The sequence below is a fragment of the Massilia sp. LMS1-1-1.1 genome (assembly GCF_040815535.1).
Classification (GTDB): domain Bacteria; phylum Pseudomonadota; class Gammaproteobacteria; order Burkholderiales; family Burkholderiaceae_D; genus Janthinobacterium; species Janthinobacterium aestuarii.
Genome location: NZ_JBFPNG010000012.1, coordinates 254,917 through 269,031 on the forward strand (window position 1 = coordinate 254,917; position 14,115 = coordinate 269,031).

12 protein-coding genes are annotated in these 14,115 nt (G+C 65.8%); 7 read left to right on the top strand and 5 right to left on the bottom strand.

Annotation, left to right across the window (positions count from 1 at the left end):
- Positions 1 to 60: 60 nt before the first annotated feature.
- Together MRBLMS1_RS11125 and MRBLMS1_RS11130 are read right to left on the bottom strand one after the other, a co-directional pair.
- The gene (locus MRBLMS1_RS11125; RefSeq protein ID WP_485879445.1) at positions 61 to 2,145 is read right to left on the bottom strand and encodes a S9 family peptidase; all 2,085 of its coding nucleotides are present in this window, start codon (positions 2,143 to 2,145) and stop codon (positions 61 to 63) included.
- Positions 2,146 to 2,263: 118 nt separating this feature from the next.
- A complete protein-coding gene (locus MRBLMS1_RS11130) occupies positions 2,264 to 2,971 on the bottom strand; it encodes a glutathione S-transferase family protein (protein ID WP_485879446.1) in 708 nt (235 codons plus the stop codon).
- A gap of 115 nt (positions 2,972 to 3,086) precedes the next feature.
- Here MRBLMS1_RS11130 and MRBLMS1_RS11135 point away from each other — a divergent pair, with 115 nt between their 5' ends.
- From MRBLMS1_RS11135 to MRBLMS1_RS11145, 3 genes are all read left to right on the top strand, one after another.
- The gene (locus tag MRBLMS1_RS11135) at positions 3,087 to 3,452 is read left to right on the top strand and encodes a winged helix-turn-helix transcriptional regulator (RefSeq protein ID WP_436481695.1); all 366 of its coding nucleotides are present in this window, start codon (positions 3,087 to 3,089) and stop codon (positions 3,450 to 3,452) included.
- A 61-nt stretch (positions 3,453 to 3,513) separates the two neighbouring features.
- Entirely contained in the window at positions 3,514 to 4,104 is a 591-nt protein-coding gene (locus tag MRBLMS1_RS11140; RefSeq protein WP_485879447.1) for a hypothetical protein, read from the top strand.
- Positions 4,105 to 4,343: 239 nt separating this feature from the next.
- Positions 4,344 to 5,987: a methyl-accepting chemotaxis protein gene (locus tag MRBLMS1_RS11145; RefSeq protein ID WP_485879448.1), complete on the top strand. Its 1,644-nt coding sequence runs from the start codon at positions 4,344 to 4,346 to the stop codon at positions 5,985 to 5,987.
- Here MRBLMS1_RS11145 and MRBLMS1_RS11150 read toward each other — a convergent pair.
- The 3 genes from MRBLMS1_RS11150 to MRBLMS1_RS11160 form a co-directional block, all read right to left on the bottom strand.
- Positions 5,959 to 6,807 (bottom strand): DUF2071 domain-containing protein, encoded by an 849-nt coding sequence (locus MRBLMS1_RS11150; RefSeq protein ID WP_485879449.1) that lies wholly within the window; start codon positions 6,805 to 6,807, stop codon positions 5,959 to 5,961. The two genes, MRBLMS1_RS11145 and MRBLMS1_RS11150, sit on opposite strands and share 29 nt — an antisense overlap.
- A gap of 62 nt (positions 6,808 to 6,869) precedes the next feature.
- The gene (locus MRBLMS1_RS11155; protein ID WP_070306111.1) at positions 6,870 to 7,652 is read right to left on the bottom strand and encodes a 3-hydroxybutyrate dehydrogenase; all 783 of its coding nucleotides are present in this window, start codon (positions 7,650 to 7,652) and stop codon (positions 6,870 to 6,872) included.
- Between the two features lie 92 nt (positions 7,653 to 7,744).
- A complete protein-coding gene (locus tag MRBLMS1_RS11160) occupies positions 7,745 to 8,806 on the bottom strand; it encodes an AraC family transcriptional regulator (RefSeq protein ID WP_485879450.1) in 1,062 nt (353 codons plus the stop codon).
- 139 nt (positions 8,807 to 8,945) lie between these two features.
- Here MRBLMS1_RS11160 and MRBLMS1_RS11165 point away from each other — a divergent pair, with 139 nt between their 5' ends.
- From MRBLMS1_RS11165 to MRBLMS1_RS11180, 4 genes are all read left to right on the top strand, one after another.
- Complete coding sequence (locus MRBLMS1_RS11165; RefSeq protein WP_485879451.1) at positions 8,946 to 10,556, top strand: FAD-binding oxidoreductase; 1,611 nt, start codon at positions 8,946 to 8,948, stop codon at positions 10,554 to 10,556.
- The gene (locus MRBLMS1_RS11170) at positions 10,553 to 12,121 is read left to right on the top strand and encodes a glycerol-3-phosphate dehydrogenase/oxidase (protein ID WP_485879452.1); all 1,569 of its coding nucleotides are present in this window, start codon (positions 10,553 to 10,555) and stop codon (positions 12,119 to 12,121) included. Before MRBLMS1_RS11165 ends, MRBLMS1_RS11170 begins: the two co-directional genes overlap by 4 nt.
- Before the next feature lie 116 nt (positions 12,122 to 12,237).
- Positions 12,238 to 12,465, top strand: a complete 228-nt coding sequence (locus MRBLMS1_RS11175) for a hypothetical protein (protein ID WP_485879453.1) — start codon at positions 12,238 to 12,240, stop codon at positions 12,463 to 12,465.
- A gap of 3 nt (positions 12,466 to 12,468) precedes the next feature.
- Positions 12,469 to 14,046: an FGGY-family carbohydrate kinase gene (locus MRBLMS1_RS11180; protein ID WP_485879454.1), complete on the top strand. Its 1,578-nt coding sequence runs from the start codon at positions 12,469 to 12,471 to the stop codon at positions 14,044 to 14,046.
- The last annotated feature ends 69 nt before the right edge of the window (positions 14,047 to 14,115 follow it).

Here is a 14,115-nt window from a genome sequence, read left to right on the forward strand (position 1 = left end):
CTGAAGGCGAAATACCGGGGTCGGACCCTGAGGGTCCGACCCCAGCCCTTTCGCTTGGGTTTACTTCTTCGTGTAGGTATTCAACCAATCCAAAACGGTGTGATGCCACAGCAGCGAATTGGCCGGCTTCAGTACCCAGTGGTTTTCGTCAGGGAAGACCAGCAGCTTGCTCGGGATGCCCTGGCGCTGCAGCGCCGTGAAGGTGCCCAGGCCTTGCGCGGTCGGGATGCGGAAATCGAGGTCGCCCTGGACCACCAGCATCGGCGTCTTCCAGTTTTTCACGAAGTTGACGGGGTTGAACTGCTCGTGCTTGGCCGGTGCGTCGTAGTACGGGCCGCCGTTTTCCCATTCCGTGAACCACAGTTCTTCCGTCGCGTACGCCATGCCGCGGTTGTCGAACACGCCGTCGTGGTTGACCAGGCACTTGAAGCCGTCCGGCCAGTTACCGGCGATCCAGTTCATCATGTAGCCGCCGTACGAGGCGCCCAGCGCGCAGCTGCGCTCGCGGTCCAGCCATGGGAACTTCTTGGTGGCCGCTTCCAGGCCCTTCTGCAAGTCGACCAGCGGCTTGCCGCCCCAGTCGCCGCTGATGGAGTCCGTGAACTTCTGGCCATAGCCGGTCGAACCGTGGAAGTCGATGAAGACGGTGGCGTAGCCGGCGCCCGCATACACTTGCGGGTTCCAGCGGTAGCTCCAGCTGTTGCCAAAGCTGCCTTGCGGGCCGCCGTGAACGAGGAAAGCGATTGGATACTTTTCACCGGCCTTGGCATTCCACGGCTTCATGACGTGGCCGTAGACGGTTTCGCCATTCGCGCCGGCGAACGAAAACTGTTCATATTCGCCGAAACGCACGTCGGCCAGGGCAGCCGCATTCTGTTTCGTCAGCTGCACCATCGGCGCGTTTTCCGACTTCGGGTCGAGTTTGCGCGTGTACAGCTGCGCGCCCGATGCCAGGTTGGCTTGCGCCAGCACGATGGTATTGCCGCGTACGTCGAAGTCGCCCACGGCGCCCTTGCCCGTCAGCGCATTGACCTTGCCGCTGGCAGCATCGATGTGGAACAGACGGTGCTGGCCCACGTCATCGGCGGCGACGAGGAAAGCCTTGCCGTCCGGCGTCCAGCGGAAGTCGGCCACGGAACGGTCCCAATCGTCGGCCACGGTGCGCTTTTTGCCGGTGGCGACATCCATCAGCACCAGATGAAAACGGTCCGCTTCGAAGCCCGGCTTGGTCATGGCGACATAGGCGAGGGTGCGGCCATCGGGCGACCAGGTGGCTTTCGCGTCCCAGGCCGGATTGTCGGCCGTGAGGTTGCGCGGCGCCTGGCCGCCGGCGGCGGGAATCGTGTAGACGTCGAAGTTGGTCGACCACGATTCCGTGCGGCCGGCCACGCGCACGGAGAAGGCGACGGTCTTGCCGTCGGGGCTGAAATGGTATTCGCCGTTGTCGCCGAACGGTTTCGATGGCGCGTCGCCATCGAGGGTGCCGCTCAGGCTCACGGGCGCGGCGCTGACCTTGCCGGTCGAATCGATCGGCGCCGAATACAGCGCGTTGCGGCGGCCATCGGCCCAGGTATCCCAGTGGCGCACGAACATCTGGTCGTAGACCATGCCGCTCGCCTTGTTCCTGGCTTTTTCATCGAGGCGCTTTTTCGTGCAGGCGAGGTCCGCGCAATCGAGGAAGACGCCCATGCTGAAGGCCAGGCGGTCGCCCTGCGGCGACAAGCGGTAGGTGTCCACGTCCAGCGCCAGGTCGGTGACCTTGGCCGCTTCGCCGCCGTTCAGGGGCAGCTGCCACACTTGCGAGGAGCCGGAACGGCCGGACAGGAAGAAGATGGCGTCGCCGTTCGGCGACCATTGCGGATCGCTGGCGCTGGCGTCGCCGCGCGTGAGCTGGCGTGGCGCCGCGTTCGGCGCGCGCAGGTCGATCATCCACAACTGCGTGTTGCCACGGTTTTTGTCCAGGTTAGTGGTGCGTACCGTGTAGACGACGCGCGTGGCGTCCGGCGACAGCACGGGGCTGCCCACGCGTTCCATGGCCACCATGTCTTCCACGGTGAAACCGCGTGGCGCGGCCAATGCCGGCACGGCGGCGGTGGTGGCCATGGCGGCACTGAATGCTCCCAAGAGCAGCAGACGTAAACTCATTCAAACTCCCGTTTTATATTGCGACGTTATCGATATGGTATTGACGTGGCCGGCTGTACCGCCGGCAACCCGACATCATAGCAATAAAGACGCGTCTGCTGCGGGAGTTGACCGCCGGTTAGCCGGCCTTTGCTGCCAGTTGGTCGAGCGCCACGTGGCCCAGGAAACCGCCCCGGCTGGTGGCCGGCAAGCCGTCTTCGATGGCGTGGGCAAAGCGGATGCCGGGGTCTTGTTCCAGCGCGGCCAATACGCGCGCCGTGTTCGGGTAATCGGCCAGGCTGGCCAGCTGCAGCGGTTCGGCCCAGCGCGCCGTGGCGGCCAGGTAGGCGTCGGCGATGGTCGGTGCGGCATCGGAGGCGAGCCATGCGCGGCCCTCGAGCAGGCGCTCCAGGTGGGCCAGGCTCTTGTTCACCTTCTCGACGGCCATCTCGCGCCAGATGGCCGCGCGCGCATCGCTGGCGGGCGCGCGCGAGGCCTGGAAGGCGGGCATGAAGGCCGCGTGAAACGTCGTGTGCAAAAAGGACAGCACGCTGTTCAGGCGGTCGTAGTCTGGCGTGCCTTGTGCAAAGCCCAGGTTGCTGCTTGGCGCACGAGCGGCCAGGTGCAGCAGGATCGCCATGCTTTCCAGCAGCGGCATGCCCGTGTGCGTGAGCAGGGCCGGCGTCTGGCTCAGGGGATTGATGGCGAGAAAGGCCGGATGCTGCTTGCTGGCCGGGTCGCGTGCTTCCACGCGAGCCAGACGATACGGCAGGCCGCTCCATTCGAGGGCGGCGATGGCGGCAAACGAGCAGCCGAACGGCACGCTGTAGATCAGGGTGGTTTCCAAGTCAAGACTCCAAGTTGGGTGAGGGAAGGGCAGTCTAATCGCGATGGTTACTATTTGGAAGAAGACAGAATAATGTGGTATAGGTACATTTTTTATACCAAGTGGGAAGCGAAGCATGAAAGACAATGTCTCCGGCTGCGCCGTGGAAGAGGCCATGCGCTTGCTGGGCGGGCGCTGGCGGGTGGTGCTGCTCAGCTATCTGATGGCGGGGCCTAAGCGCTTCAGCGAAATCCGCCGCGCCGTGCCGAATATCTCGCAGCGCATGCTGACCCTGGACTTGCGCGCGCTGGAAGAAGCGGGCTTGTTGACGCGCACGATCTACGCGGAAGTACCCGTCAAGGTGGAATACCGGCTGACGGACGAGGGCTTGCGCTTGCGCGAACTGGTCGAAATGTTGCGGGCCATCGGCTTACGCCTGCGCGGACAGGCGGACGCGGGCGGCGCCTTTCTCGCGCCCGATGTCGTGGATAATTCCCTATAGAAACAGCTGTTTTTATGCAAAGTGCTAGACTGCCGGCCTTTGATCACTACTTTTGATACTCATGCGCCTGACTTCCATCGCCCTGACCGCCGCCGCCCTGTTCGCCGCCCTGCCGGCCCATGCCGCCACCATGCCCACGCTCGAGCAAATCCACGCTGCCGTGCAGGCAGGCGTGGCCAAGACACAAGCGAAGACGCAGTCAAGCATGCCGTTCGTCATCAAGGTCACCAGCCTGGCCGGCTGCCAGGACTCGCAGGAAGTGCCGGGCGAAGTGGTGTGCCTGGTGGGCATGAGCGCCGGCATGCGCGATGGTTTTAATGTCCTGCCCTTGCGGAAAGAGGGCGATACCTGGGTCGGCGTCGAACGCAAGAACGCCAAGTTCGCAGGACCGTCGCCGGCCGAGGCGCAAACGATGATACGCGCGTGGGCCAAGGAAGAAGTGGCGCGCAATCCGGAAGCGGCCAAGGACGTGCAGATGCAGGAAGCGCAAAGCACAATGCAGGTCAAGGCCGTCAACGAATGCGACGTCAAGCGCAAGACGGGCTACCTAGCATGCGATACGGAATTGAGCGTGCCGAGCCGTTCGGAAGCCATCAAGACGGAACTGACGTTCATGCTCGAGAGCGGCAACTGGCGCTACGTGCCCCGTTAAACGTTTTTCTGCCGGGACAGCCACGCTGTTCCGGCATCATTCCTGCCATTCCCCGCGGCCACGCCGCCGTCTGCAATATTTGCAGATCCACAAGGCAATCTCCTCCGTGAAAATTGCCGATTTAAATTAATAATTAAATATTAAAATTAATGTATCGGTGCAGATTGCAGCCGGCTTGCTGCCGTGCCGCATTTGACCGTTCCCCCGTGCCAGCAAGGGCTACAGCCAAGGATCCGACCATGCGACTCAATCTTCCCGTCAGCGATACCGAAATCAATTTGAGCGATACCGAGACCATCGTCTCGACTACCGACTTGCAAGGCAATATCACCTATGCCAACCCGTATTTCATCGCCGTCAGCGGTTACAGCGCGGAAGAATTGATCGGTGCTCCGCAAAACATCCTTCGGCATCCGGACATGCCGGTCGAGGCGTTTGCCGATTTCTGGGCCACCATCCGCTCGGGCCGTTCGTGGAGCGGCATGGTGAAAAACCGCTGCAAGAATGGCGATTACTACTGGGTGCTCGCGAACGTCACGCCCGTGGTCGAGGATGGCGTGGCCGTCGGCTACATGTCCGTGCGCACCAAGCCCACGCGCCAGCAGGTGGCGCAGGCATCCGCCCTGTACGCGCGCATCAAGGCGGGGCAGGCCGATGGCATCGTCATCAGCCAGGGCGCGGCCGTGCGCACGGGCTGGCTGGCCAGGCTGGCGAGCTTGCGCGACCTGCCGCTGGGCAAGCGCATCGGCTGGAATCTGGGCTTGCTGAGCCTGGTATTGTTGCTGCAACTGGCGTGGAATACGGGCGTGCTGCCGGCCGGCGCGGGCGGCTGGCTGACGGGCCTATCCGTGCTGGCCTTGGGCGCGACCCTGTATTTCTGGCACAGCCTGCACCGCGCCGTGCTGCAACCGTTGCAGCAGGCGCGCCAGGCCTGCGACGTGATGGCGGGCGGCGACCTGACGGGGGAACTCGACACCACGCGGCGCGACGAGATGGGGCAGCTGCTGCGTTCCTTGCGCCAGCTGCGCGTGAATTTGCATTCCATCGTCGGCGACGTGCGCGGCAATTTCCTGCGCATCAGCATGGCCAGCCAGGAAATCGCCGCCGGCAATATGGACTTGTCGGGTCGCACGGAAGCGCAGGCGTCGGCCCTGCAGCAGACGGCGTCGAGCATGGAGCAACTGGCAGCCACGGTGCAGCAAAACAGCGGCAACGCCGTGCAGGCGAGCGACATGGCGGGCAAAGTCCACGGCCTGGCCGGGCGCGGCGGCGAACTCGTCGGCCAGATGGTGAGCATGATGGCGGACATTAACGCGTCATCGAAGAAGATCGGCGACATTACGGGCATTATCGAAGGCATCGCCTTCCAGACGAATATCCTCGCCCTGAACGCGGCCGTGGAAGCGGCGCGCGCGGGCGACCAGGGTCGCGGCTTTGCCGTCGTGGCCGGCGAAGTGCGCAGCCTGGCCCATCGCAGCGCGGCGGCGGCCACGGAAATCAAGCAATTGATCACGGCGTCTTTGGCGCAGGTGCAGGCGGGCGCGAAGCTGGCGCAGCAGGCAGGCGCCAGCAGCGCCGAGATGCTGGGCGCCGTGCAGGGCGTGCACGGCATCATGGAAGAGATCGCCTCGGCTTCGCGCGAGCAAAGCCACGGCATCGGCCAGGTCAACATGGCCGTCACGCAGATGGATGAAGTGACGCAGCAGAACGCGGCGCTGGTCGAGGAATCGGCGGCCGCCTCGGCGTCGCTGCAAGACCAGACCTTGCAGCTGGAGCAGGCGATGGCCCTGTTCAAGCTGGAACGGCGGCGCGGCGGCCAGGCCGCGCCTGTACGCCCACCCGAGCGCCGCCGCGCTACAGCAGGCGCTCTGACAGCGCCTTGAAGGCAACCTCGGGTACGACAAAGGCAAATGGTGCTGACAGGGGCGGCAACTGCCCCAGCAAGCCGCAGTCGGCGCGCAAGGCCGTCAGCGCTTGCACTTGACCCACATCGACGGGCAAGTCGATTTCGCCAAAGACGAGCTTGCCGTTGCGCGGCACGTGGGCGATGGCCGCATCCTGGCAGGCGAGAAAGGCGACGGCGTCGTGCCAGTTGCCGAACAGCTGCTGCCAGCCGGCATCGAGGCCATGCTCCGCCATGATGTCCGCCTGCACATCGAGCAGCGGGGCGCTGCCGGCGCCGCTGGCAATGGTGCAGCGGGCCTGCGTGGCCGTGACCTCATGCGTCATGCCGGCGGCCAGGTGCGTCGGAAGGATGTCGCTGAACAGCCGCGTCCCCAGCGCGTGCGGCAGGCTGTCCATGATGTTTTTCAGAAAATACACGCAGGGCACGGCGGGCGCCCCCGGCGGCGTGTGGTCCAGGTACAAGCGCCAGTTGCTTTGCAGCGGAGACGGCAGCAGCTTGCGTAAGGGACCGAGCAGGGCCGGGCCGAAATGCCCGTGGCGGTAGGTCAGCACCGTGAATGGCGTCTTGCCGCCGCGCTGCCACAGGGTCACGCCCGCAGGCAGCAGCCGCTGTGCGGCCTCTGCGTCGACCAGCCAGCTCACGTAGACGACGTCGCGCACGTCGCTGTGCAAAGTGAGGAAGGGCAGGCGCGACATGACGGCCTGGCGCACCTTGGCTAAGCGCGTGCAATTGGCGAGCGCGGCAAAGAGCCGCCCCGGCCAGCCCGCGTTTGGGTGGCGGTAAGTGTTGTCTTGCAATTGGGAACCTTCAGATGCGGTGATGCAGGCGGACGGCGCCGCCTGCCGGAGACGCTGCGTGTTTACTGCATATGCCAGCCGTGGCTGACCACAATCGATTGGCCGCTCAGTGCCGTCGACGGGAACGCCGCCAGGAAGACGGCAGTTTGCGCCACGTCTTGCGTGGTGGTGAATTCGCCGTCGATGGTGTCTTTCAGCATCACTTTCTTGATCACGTCTTCTTCGCTGATATTCAGCTGGGCCGCCTGTTCGGGGATTTGCTTGTCGACCAGCGGCGTACGCACGAAGCCCGGGCAGATGACGTTGGCGCGGATGCCGTCTTTCGCGCCTTCCTTGGCCACCACCTTGGCCAGGCCCAGCAAGCCGTGCTTGGCGGCCACGTAGGCGCTCTTGAACGGCGAGCCTTCGTGCGAGTGCACGGAACCCATGTAGATGATGGCGCCGCCGCGGCCCGCCTTGATCATTTCGCGCATGCAGGCGCGCGTGGTGAGGAAGGCGCCGTCCATGTGAATGGCCAGCATCTTTTTCCATTGCTCGAACGGATAGTCGACGACGGGGCTGATGATCTGGATGCCCGCATTGCTGATCAGGATATCGATGCCGCCGAAGTGGGCCACGGCATCGGCCACGCCCTTGTCGACCTGTTCTTCGCTCGAGACATCCATGGCGACGGCAAACGCCTGGCCGCCCGACTGCTTGATTTCCTCGGCCGTCTTGCTGGCCGCTTCCAGGACCAGGTCGGCGATGACGACCTTGGCGCCCTGTTTTGCGTATTCGATGGCCATTTCCTTGCCGATGCCACTGGCGGCGCCGGTAATCAGTGCGACTTTGTCTTTGAGTTGCATATTAATCCTTTGCATTGCGGGTTGGAGTGATCGTGGAAAACCTGACTTTGCCAGTATAGCGAGAAAACGGGGCGTGCATGCCCCGCGCACGTCTATGAGGCTTGCTGCCTGTCAAGGATTTCCTGTAGCCGCCAGGCGCCGGGATTGGTGCCCGCCCACGTGCGAAACGCGTGGTTGAACGCGCTTTGTTCCTGGTAGCCGAGCAGGAAGGCGATGTCGACCAGCGACAAATGCGGCTCGCGCAGATAGTCGCGTGCCAGGCCGTACCTGGCCTGGTCCAGCAGGGCCTGGAAGCTGGTGCCCGCGTCGGCCAGCTTGCGCTGCAAGGTGCGTGGCGTCACGGCCAGGCTGGCGGCAACGGTGGCCAGCCGCGCAGAACCCTGGCGCAAGCCTGCCACGATGGCCGCGTGCACTTGCGCATCGATGGCGCCGCCAGTGTCCGTTTCAGCCTCGCGCTGCGCCAGCAATTGTTCCGCATGCTGGCACAGCACGGGGTAGAGGCTGACGTCGGCGTTCGGCACTGGCCAGTCCAGCAATTGCGCGTCGAAAGTGGCCGTGTTGGCACCCGCGCCAAAGGCGGGCAGGCTGCCCAGCACGCGCACGTATTCGTCGCGGTGGGCCGCGTGGCGCAGCAGGTCGCCGCCGCCATCGTGGGTGAATGCCAGCCGGGCCGGCGGCAGCGGCATGCCGGCCAGCCAGTCGCCGCTGACACGGATGCCGGCAAAGACGCTGTCGACCAGGTGCCGGCTGGCGCCCGGGTAGTTGCTGGTCCAGCGGTAATGTGCGACGGCGCCATCGCGCTGCAGGGCCGACTGGCCCAGGTCGTGCGCCAGCCGTTCATAGCGGGCCGTCTGTTCCAGCACCTGGCCCACGTTGCTGCAACTGAGTAAGATCAAGCCATATGCGCTGTACGTGCCCATGCGCACCCGCTGGCCCACGTGCAGGCCGAAATGCGCATCGCCCGCCAGCATCGCGCCCGCATCGAGCAGGCGCACATAGTCGCGCGCGGCCAGGTTGGGTGCGGACGCTTCCAGGCTGTGCGGCGCCACGCCGGCCGCTTGCGCCAGAGTGGCTGCTGCGATGCCGTGCGCGCCGGCCGCTTCGAGCAGCGGCAGCAGATAGGCGCCGGCGACCCGGCCTTCAGTGCTTGTCATGATGGAACAATGCGATTGTCATGAAAAACCAATACCCTTCGTCTGTGGCGGCATATGCTATTGATCTAGCAAGAAAATCAGGCAAGCACAGTATAGCAAGCCGCCGTGGCGCGCAACTGGCCGAATACAGGGGATGTCGATGCAACGCTGGAATGGCTGGGGAGACGAGAGCATCACGTATGCGCTGAGCGGGGACGCGCTGGCATTCCTGCGCGAGCGCCTGGGGCCGGGCAGCGGCATCGTCGATGCCACCTTCGACGACGCCTGCGCGCAAGTACCGGTTTCGCGCCTGGCGCCGCATCCGCTGATCGACACCCAGCCTGCCACGCGCGTGCGCCATGCGCTCGGCCAAAGCCTGCCCGACTGGTTCAAATTGCGCCATGGCCGCATCGGCGCGGTGCCCGATGGCGTGGCCTTTCCCGACAGCGCGCTGCAGGTGCGCCAGCTGCTCGCGTATGCGCGCCAGGCCTGCGTGGCCGTCATCCCGCACGGCGGCGGCACCAGCGTGGCCGGGCATTTGACGGTAGCGGCGGGACCGCGCCCCGTGCTGTCGGTCAGCCTCGCGCGCCTGTGCGCGCTGGGCCACCTGGACCGCGAAGCGCAGCTGGCCACTTTCGGCGCCGGCGTGTATGGCCCCGACCTGGAAGCGCAGCTGCGCGCGCATGGCTACACGCTGGGCCACTATCCACAGTCGTTCGAGTATTCGACCCTGGGCGGCTGGATCGCCACGCGCTCGTCGGGCCAGCAATCGTTGCGCTACGGCCGCATCGAGCAGCTGTTCGCGGGCGGCGAAGTGGAAACGCCGGCCGGCACCTTGAGCATCCCCACGTTTCCCGCTTCGGCGGCCGGCATCGACCTGCGCGAAATGGTGCTCGGCTCCGAAGGGCGGCTGGGCATCCTGACACAGGCGACGGTGCGCGTCTCGCCGCTGCCACCCTACGAAGCATTTCACGCCGTGTTTTTCGTGGACTGGGGCCAGGCGCAGGCGGCCGTGCGGGCGCTGGCCCAGTCGCGCCTGCCCCTGTGCATGCTGCGCCTGTCGAATGCCCTGGAAACGCAAACCATGCTGACCCTGGCCGGCCACAAGAAACTGGTGGGACTGCTGGAACGTTATTTGTCGCTGCGCGGCTGCGGCGACGGCAAGTGCATGCTGATGCTGGGCGTCAGCGGAGAGGAAAAACTGGCCCGCGCGGCCCTGCGCGGCGCCCTGGCGCTGGCGCGGCGGCACGGGGGCGTGCACGTGGGACGGCACATGGGCGACAAGTGGAAGCAGGGGCGCTTTCGCAATGTCTACCTGCGCAATGGCGCGTGGGAGCACGGCTATGTGATCGACACGGTGGAGACGGCCGTCGACTGGCCCCGCGTGGCCCCGATGATGGCGGCGCTCGAGCAGGCGGGCGCCAATGCGCTGGCCGCGCACGGCGAGCAGGTGCACGCGTACACGCATCTGTCGCACGTGTATGCGCAGGGCGCCAGCGTCTACACCACCTATGTATACCGGCTGGCGTCCACCTTTGAAGAAAACATGGCGCGCTGGCGTGCCCTGAAAGACGCGGCCGGCGCCGCCATTGTCGCCAACGGCGGCACCATCAGCCACCAGCATGGCGTGGGCACGGACCACGCGCCGTGGCTTGCGGCGGAAAAGGGAGAGCTGGGCATCGCCGCCATGCGCGCGCTGCTGCGCCAGTTCGACCCGCAGGGCATGATGAACCCGGGCAAACTGCTGCCTGACGCGGGAAGCGGATTGTGAACAGGGAGGATTTGCCCGGCATCCTGGCGCGCGAGTGGGACGTGCTGATCGTCGGCGGCGGCATCACGGGCGCCGGCATCTTGCTCGAAGCGGCGCGGCGCGGTTTGACGGCGCTGCTGGTGGAGCAGCGCGATTTCGCCTGGGGCACGTCGAGCCGCTCATCAAAGCTCGTGCATGGAGGCTTGCGCTACCTGAAACAGGGCCAGTTCGCGCTGACGCGCGAGTCGGTGCACGAGCGGGTAGCCTTGCTGACGGATGCGGCGGGGCTGGTCGAGCCGCAAGGATTTGCCTTTGGCGACTATACGGGCAGGAAGCCGGGGCGGCGCCAGTTCATGCTGGGGCTGGCCATCTACGACGTGATGGCGGGCCGGCGCACGCGCCGCTATGTTGATGCGGCGGATTTTGCCATGCTGGCGCCGCACATCCGGCGCGACGGCCTGCAGGGCGGCATGCTGTACCAGGATGCCAAGACGGACGACGCTCGCCTGGTGCTGCGCGTGCTGCAGGAAGCGCGCCGCCATGGCGGCGTGGCCGTCAATTACCTGGGCGTGGCGTCCTTGCTGCGCGACGGTGGCAAGGTCGCCGGCGCCAGCTTGACCGATGTGCTCGATGGCAGGGCATTCACCGTGCGCGCGCGCCTGGTGATCAGCGCCACGGGCGCCTGGGCCGACGCCTTGCGGGGGCAAGTGGGAGAAAAGCCGAAACTGCGGCCCCTGCGCGGCAGCCATCTGCTGCTGCCCGCCTGGCGTTTGCCGCTGGCGCAAGCCGTCAGCCTGATGCACCCGCACGATGGTCGCCCCGTGTTTGCGTATCCGTGGGAGGGTGTGACCCTTGTGGGCACCACCGATGTCGACCACGGCGCCAGCCTGGACGTGGAGCCGGCCATCACGCGCGGCGAACTTGCGTATCTGCTGGCCGCCTTGCAGTGGCAGTTCCCGCAGCTGGCGCTGGGCGAGGGCGATGTGCTGGCCACGTTTGCCGGCGTGCGTCCCGTGATCGGCAGCGGCCAGCTTGACCCGTCGAAGGAAGCGCGCGAACATGCGCTATGGCTGGAAAACGGCTTGCTGACGGTGGCGGGCGGCAAGCTGACGACGTTTCGCGTGATCGCCCTCGACGCATTGCGCCGCGCCGCGCCGCTGCTGCCGGGCTGGCAGGCGGATTTGCGGCCCTTGCCGATTTTCGATGCCACGCCGCCCTTGTCGGGCAAGGCCCTGGTGCTCGATGGCGAGCAGCGCGAACGCTTGCTGGGCCGTCATGGCGCGGGGGCGCAAGCGCTGTGCGATGCGGCGCAGGACGGCGAGCTGGCACCGATTCCCGGCACGCAGACCCTGTGGGCGCAGCTGCGCTGGGGCGCGCGCACGGAAGACGTGCAGCACCTGGACGACTTGCTGCTGCGGCGCACGCGCCTCGGTTTGCAACTGGCAGGCGGCGCGCTTGCTATCATGCCGCGCCTGCGCGCCATCTGCCAGCGTGAACTGGGCTGGGACGACGCGCGCTGGGAAAAAGAGCAGCAGCGCTACCTGGCCCTGTGGCGCCGCCATTACAGCGTGCCGCAAGGCGAATGAAACAACCATAAAATAAGGAGAGCATCATCGAGACCATCCTGTTTGGCCAGCCCCTGGCACTGGGCGACGCGCGCATCACCTATGACAGCCTGTCGCCGCTGGACTTGCGCCAGAGCGTGGACGTCCTCGTGGACGACCTGGGCGAAGACCTGCTGCAAATCACGTGCGCGAATGGCGACATCGTCGACGTGGGCTGGTATCCGGCGTGGAACGAACAGGGGCGCTTGCGCGTGGTGGCAGTGCGCGGGCAGGACTGGGAAGCGCCTGTCTTCAGCGCCCGGCCGGAAAAAGATCCGCAGGCGCTGCTGCAGGCGCTGCGCGCCGCGCTGGCCAGCCTGGCATAAGCCATGGCCAGCGCAGCCGGCCCCGGGCCGTACATTCTCGCCATCGACAATGGCACGCAAAGCGTGCGCGCGCTGCTGTTCGACCGCGATGGCAATCTGGCGGCGAAGGCGCAAGTGTTCCTCGAAGCGTATTACTCGGAGCACCCCGGCTGGGCCGAGCACGACGCCGACGGCTACTGGCAAGCCGTGTGCGCAGCGTGCCAGCAGCTGTGGCGCGGCACGGACATAGTCAAATCGTCGGTAGCCGGCGTGGCCGTCACGACGCAGCGCGGCACGGTCGTCAACGTGGATGAAGAGGGGCAGCCCTTGCGGCCCGCCATCACCTGGCTGGACCAACGCAGCACGCGCGACATCCCCCAGTTGGCGCCATGGTGGCGCGCCGCCTTCCGCGCCACGCGCCTTGATGGCACGATCACGTACTTCCGCCGCGAGGCCGAGATCAACTGGATCAGCGCGCACCAGCCCGACATCTGGCGCCGCACGCACAAATTCCTGCTGCTGTCGGGCTTTTTGAACCACCGCCTCTGCGGAAAATACATCGATTCGACGGGCTCGCAAGTGGCGTACATCCCGTTCGACTACAAGCGCCATGCGTGGGCCGGGCGCTTCGACTGGAAGTGGCAGGCGCTGGCGATCAAGCCGTCCATGCTGCCCGAGCTGGTGACGCCGGGCACGCGCATGGGCGCCATCACGGCATCGGCCGCCGCGGCGACGGGCATCCTGGAAGGCACGCCCTTGCTGGCGGCGGCCGCCGACAAGGCCTGTGAAGTGCTGGGCGCCGGCTGCGTCGAACCGCACGTGGCGTGCCTCAGCTACGGCACCACGGCCACCATCAACACGACCAACCGCAAGTACGTGGAAGTGACGCGATTCATTCCGCCGTATCCGGCCGCCATGCCGGGCGCCTACAGCACGGAAGTGCAGATCTTCCGCGGCTACTGGATGGTCAACTGGTTCAAGGAGCAGTTCGGCGACCGCGAACGGGCGGCGGCGGCCGAAGATGGCACGGGCTTGTCCGCCGAAGCGCTGTTCGACCGCCTGGTCGACGCCGTGCCGCCCGGTTCCATGGGCCTGATGCTGCAGCCGTACTGGAGTCCCGGCATCAAGGTGCCGGGGCCGGAAGCGAAGGGCGCCATGATCGGTTTTGGCGACGTGCATACGCGCGCGCATATCTACCGCGCCATTCTCGAAGGCCTCGCGTATGCGCTGCGCGAAGGCAAGGAGCGCATCGAGCGGCGCAGCGGCATTGCCATCACCGAGCTGCGCATCGCGGGCGGCGGTTCGCAAAGCGACGCTGCCATGCAGTTGACGGCCGACATCTTCGGCTTGCCGGCCGCGCGCGCCCACGTGTATGAAAGTTCGGGCCTGGGCGCGGCCATCGCCGCTGGCGTGGGCCTGGGCTGGCATGCGGATTTCCCCGCCGCCGTGCTGGCGATGACGCGCAAGGGCAAGGTATTCCAGCCCCATCCCGAGCACCGCAAGATCTACGAGCAGCTGTACCGGCGCGTGTACCAGAAGATGTATGCGCGGCTGCAGCCCCTGTACCGCGAGATTGCCGACATCACCGGCTATCCGGAATAGCTGGCCATTAAATCGTATTGCGAATCATTCGCATCCAGTATATGATGTGTTCCGCATTTCACTAAGGCA

Bases quoted from the DNA above. Each gene is read 5' to 3' on its own strand.
- MRBLMS1_RS11125 (WP_485879445.1), bottom strand. From the start codon at position 2,145: ATGAGTTTACGTCTGCTGCTCTTGGGAGCATTCAGTGCCGCCATGGCC.
- MRBLMS1_RS11135 (WP_436481695.1), top strand. From the start codon at position 3,087: ATGAAAGACAATGTCTCCGGCTGCGCCGTGGAAGAGGCCATGCGCTTG.
- MRBLMS1_RS11140 (WP_485879447.1), top strand. From the start codon at position 3,514: ATGCGCCTGACTTCCATCGCCCTGACCGCCGCCGCCCTGTTCGCCGCC.
- MRBLMS1_RS11145 (WP_485879448.1), top strand. From the start codon at position 4,344: ATGCGACTCAATCTTCCCGTCAGCGATACCGAAATCAATTTGAGCGAT.
- MRBLMS1_RS11155 (WP_070306111.1), bottom strand. From the start codon at position 7,652: ATGCAACTCAAAGACAAAGTCGCACTGATTACCGGCGCCGCCAGTGGC.
- MRBLMS1_RS11160 (WP_485879450.1), bottom strand. From the start codon at position 8,806: ATGACAAGCACTGAAGGCCGGGTCGCCGGCGCCTATCTGCTGCCGCTG.
- MRBLMS1_RS11165 (WP_485879451.1), top strand. From the start codon at position 8,946: ATGCAACGCTGGAATGGCTGGGGAGACGAGAGCATCACGTATGCGCTG.
- MRBLMS1_RS11180 (WP_485879454.1), top strand. From the start codon at position 12,469: ATGGCCAGCGCAGCCGGCCCCGGGCCGTACATTCTCGCCATCGACAAT.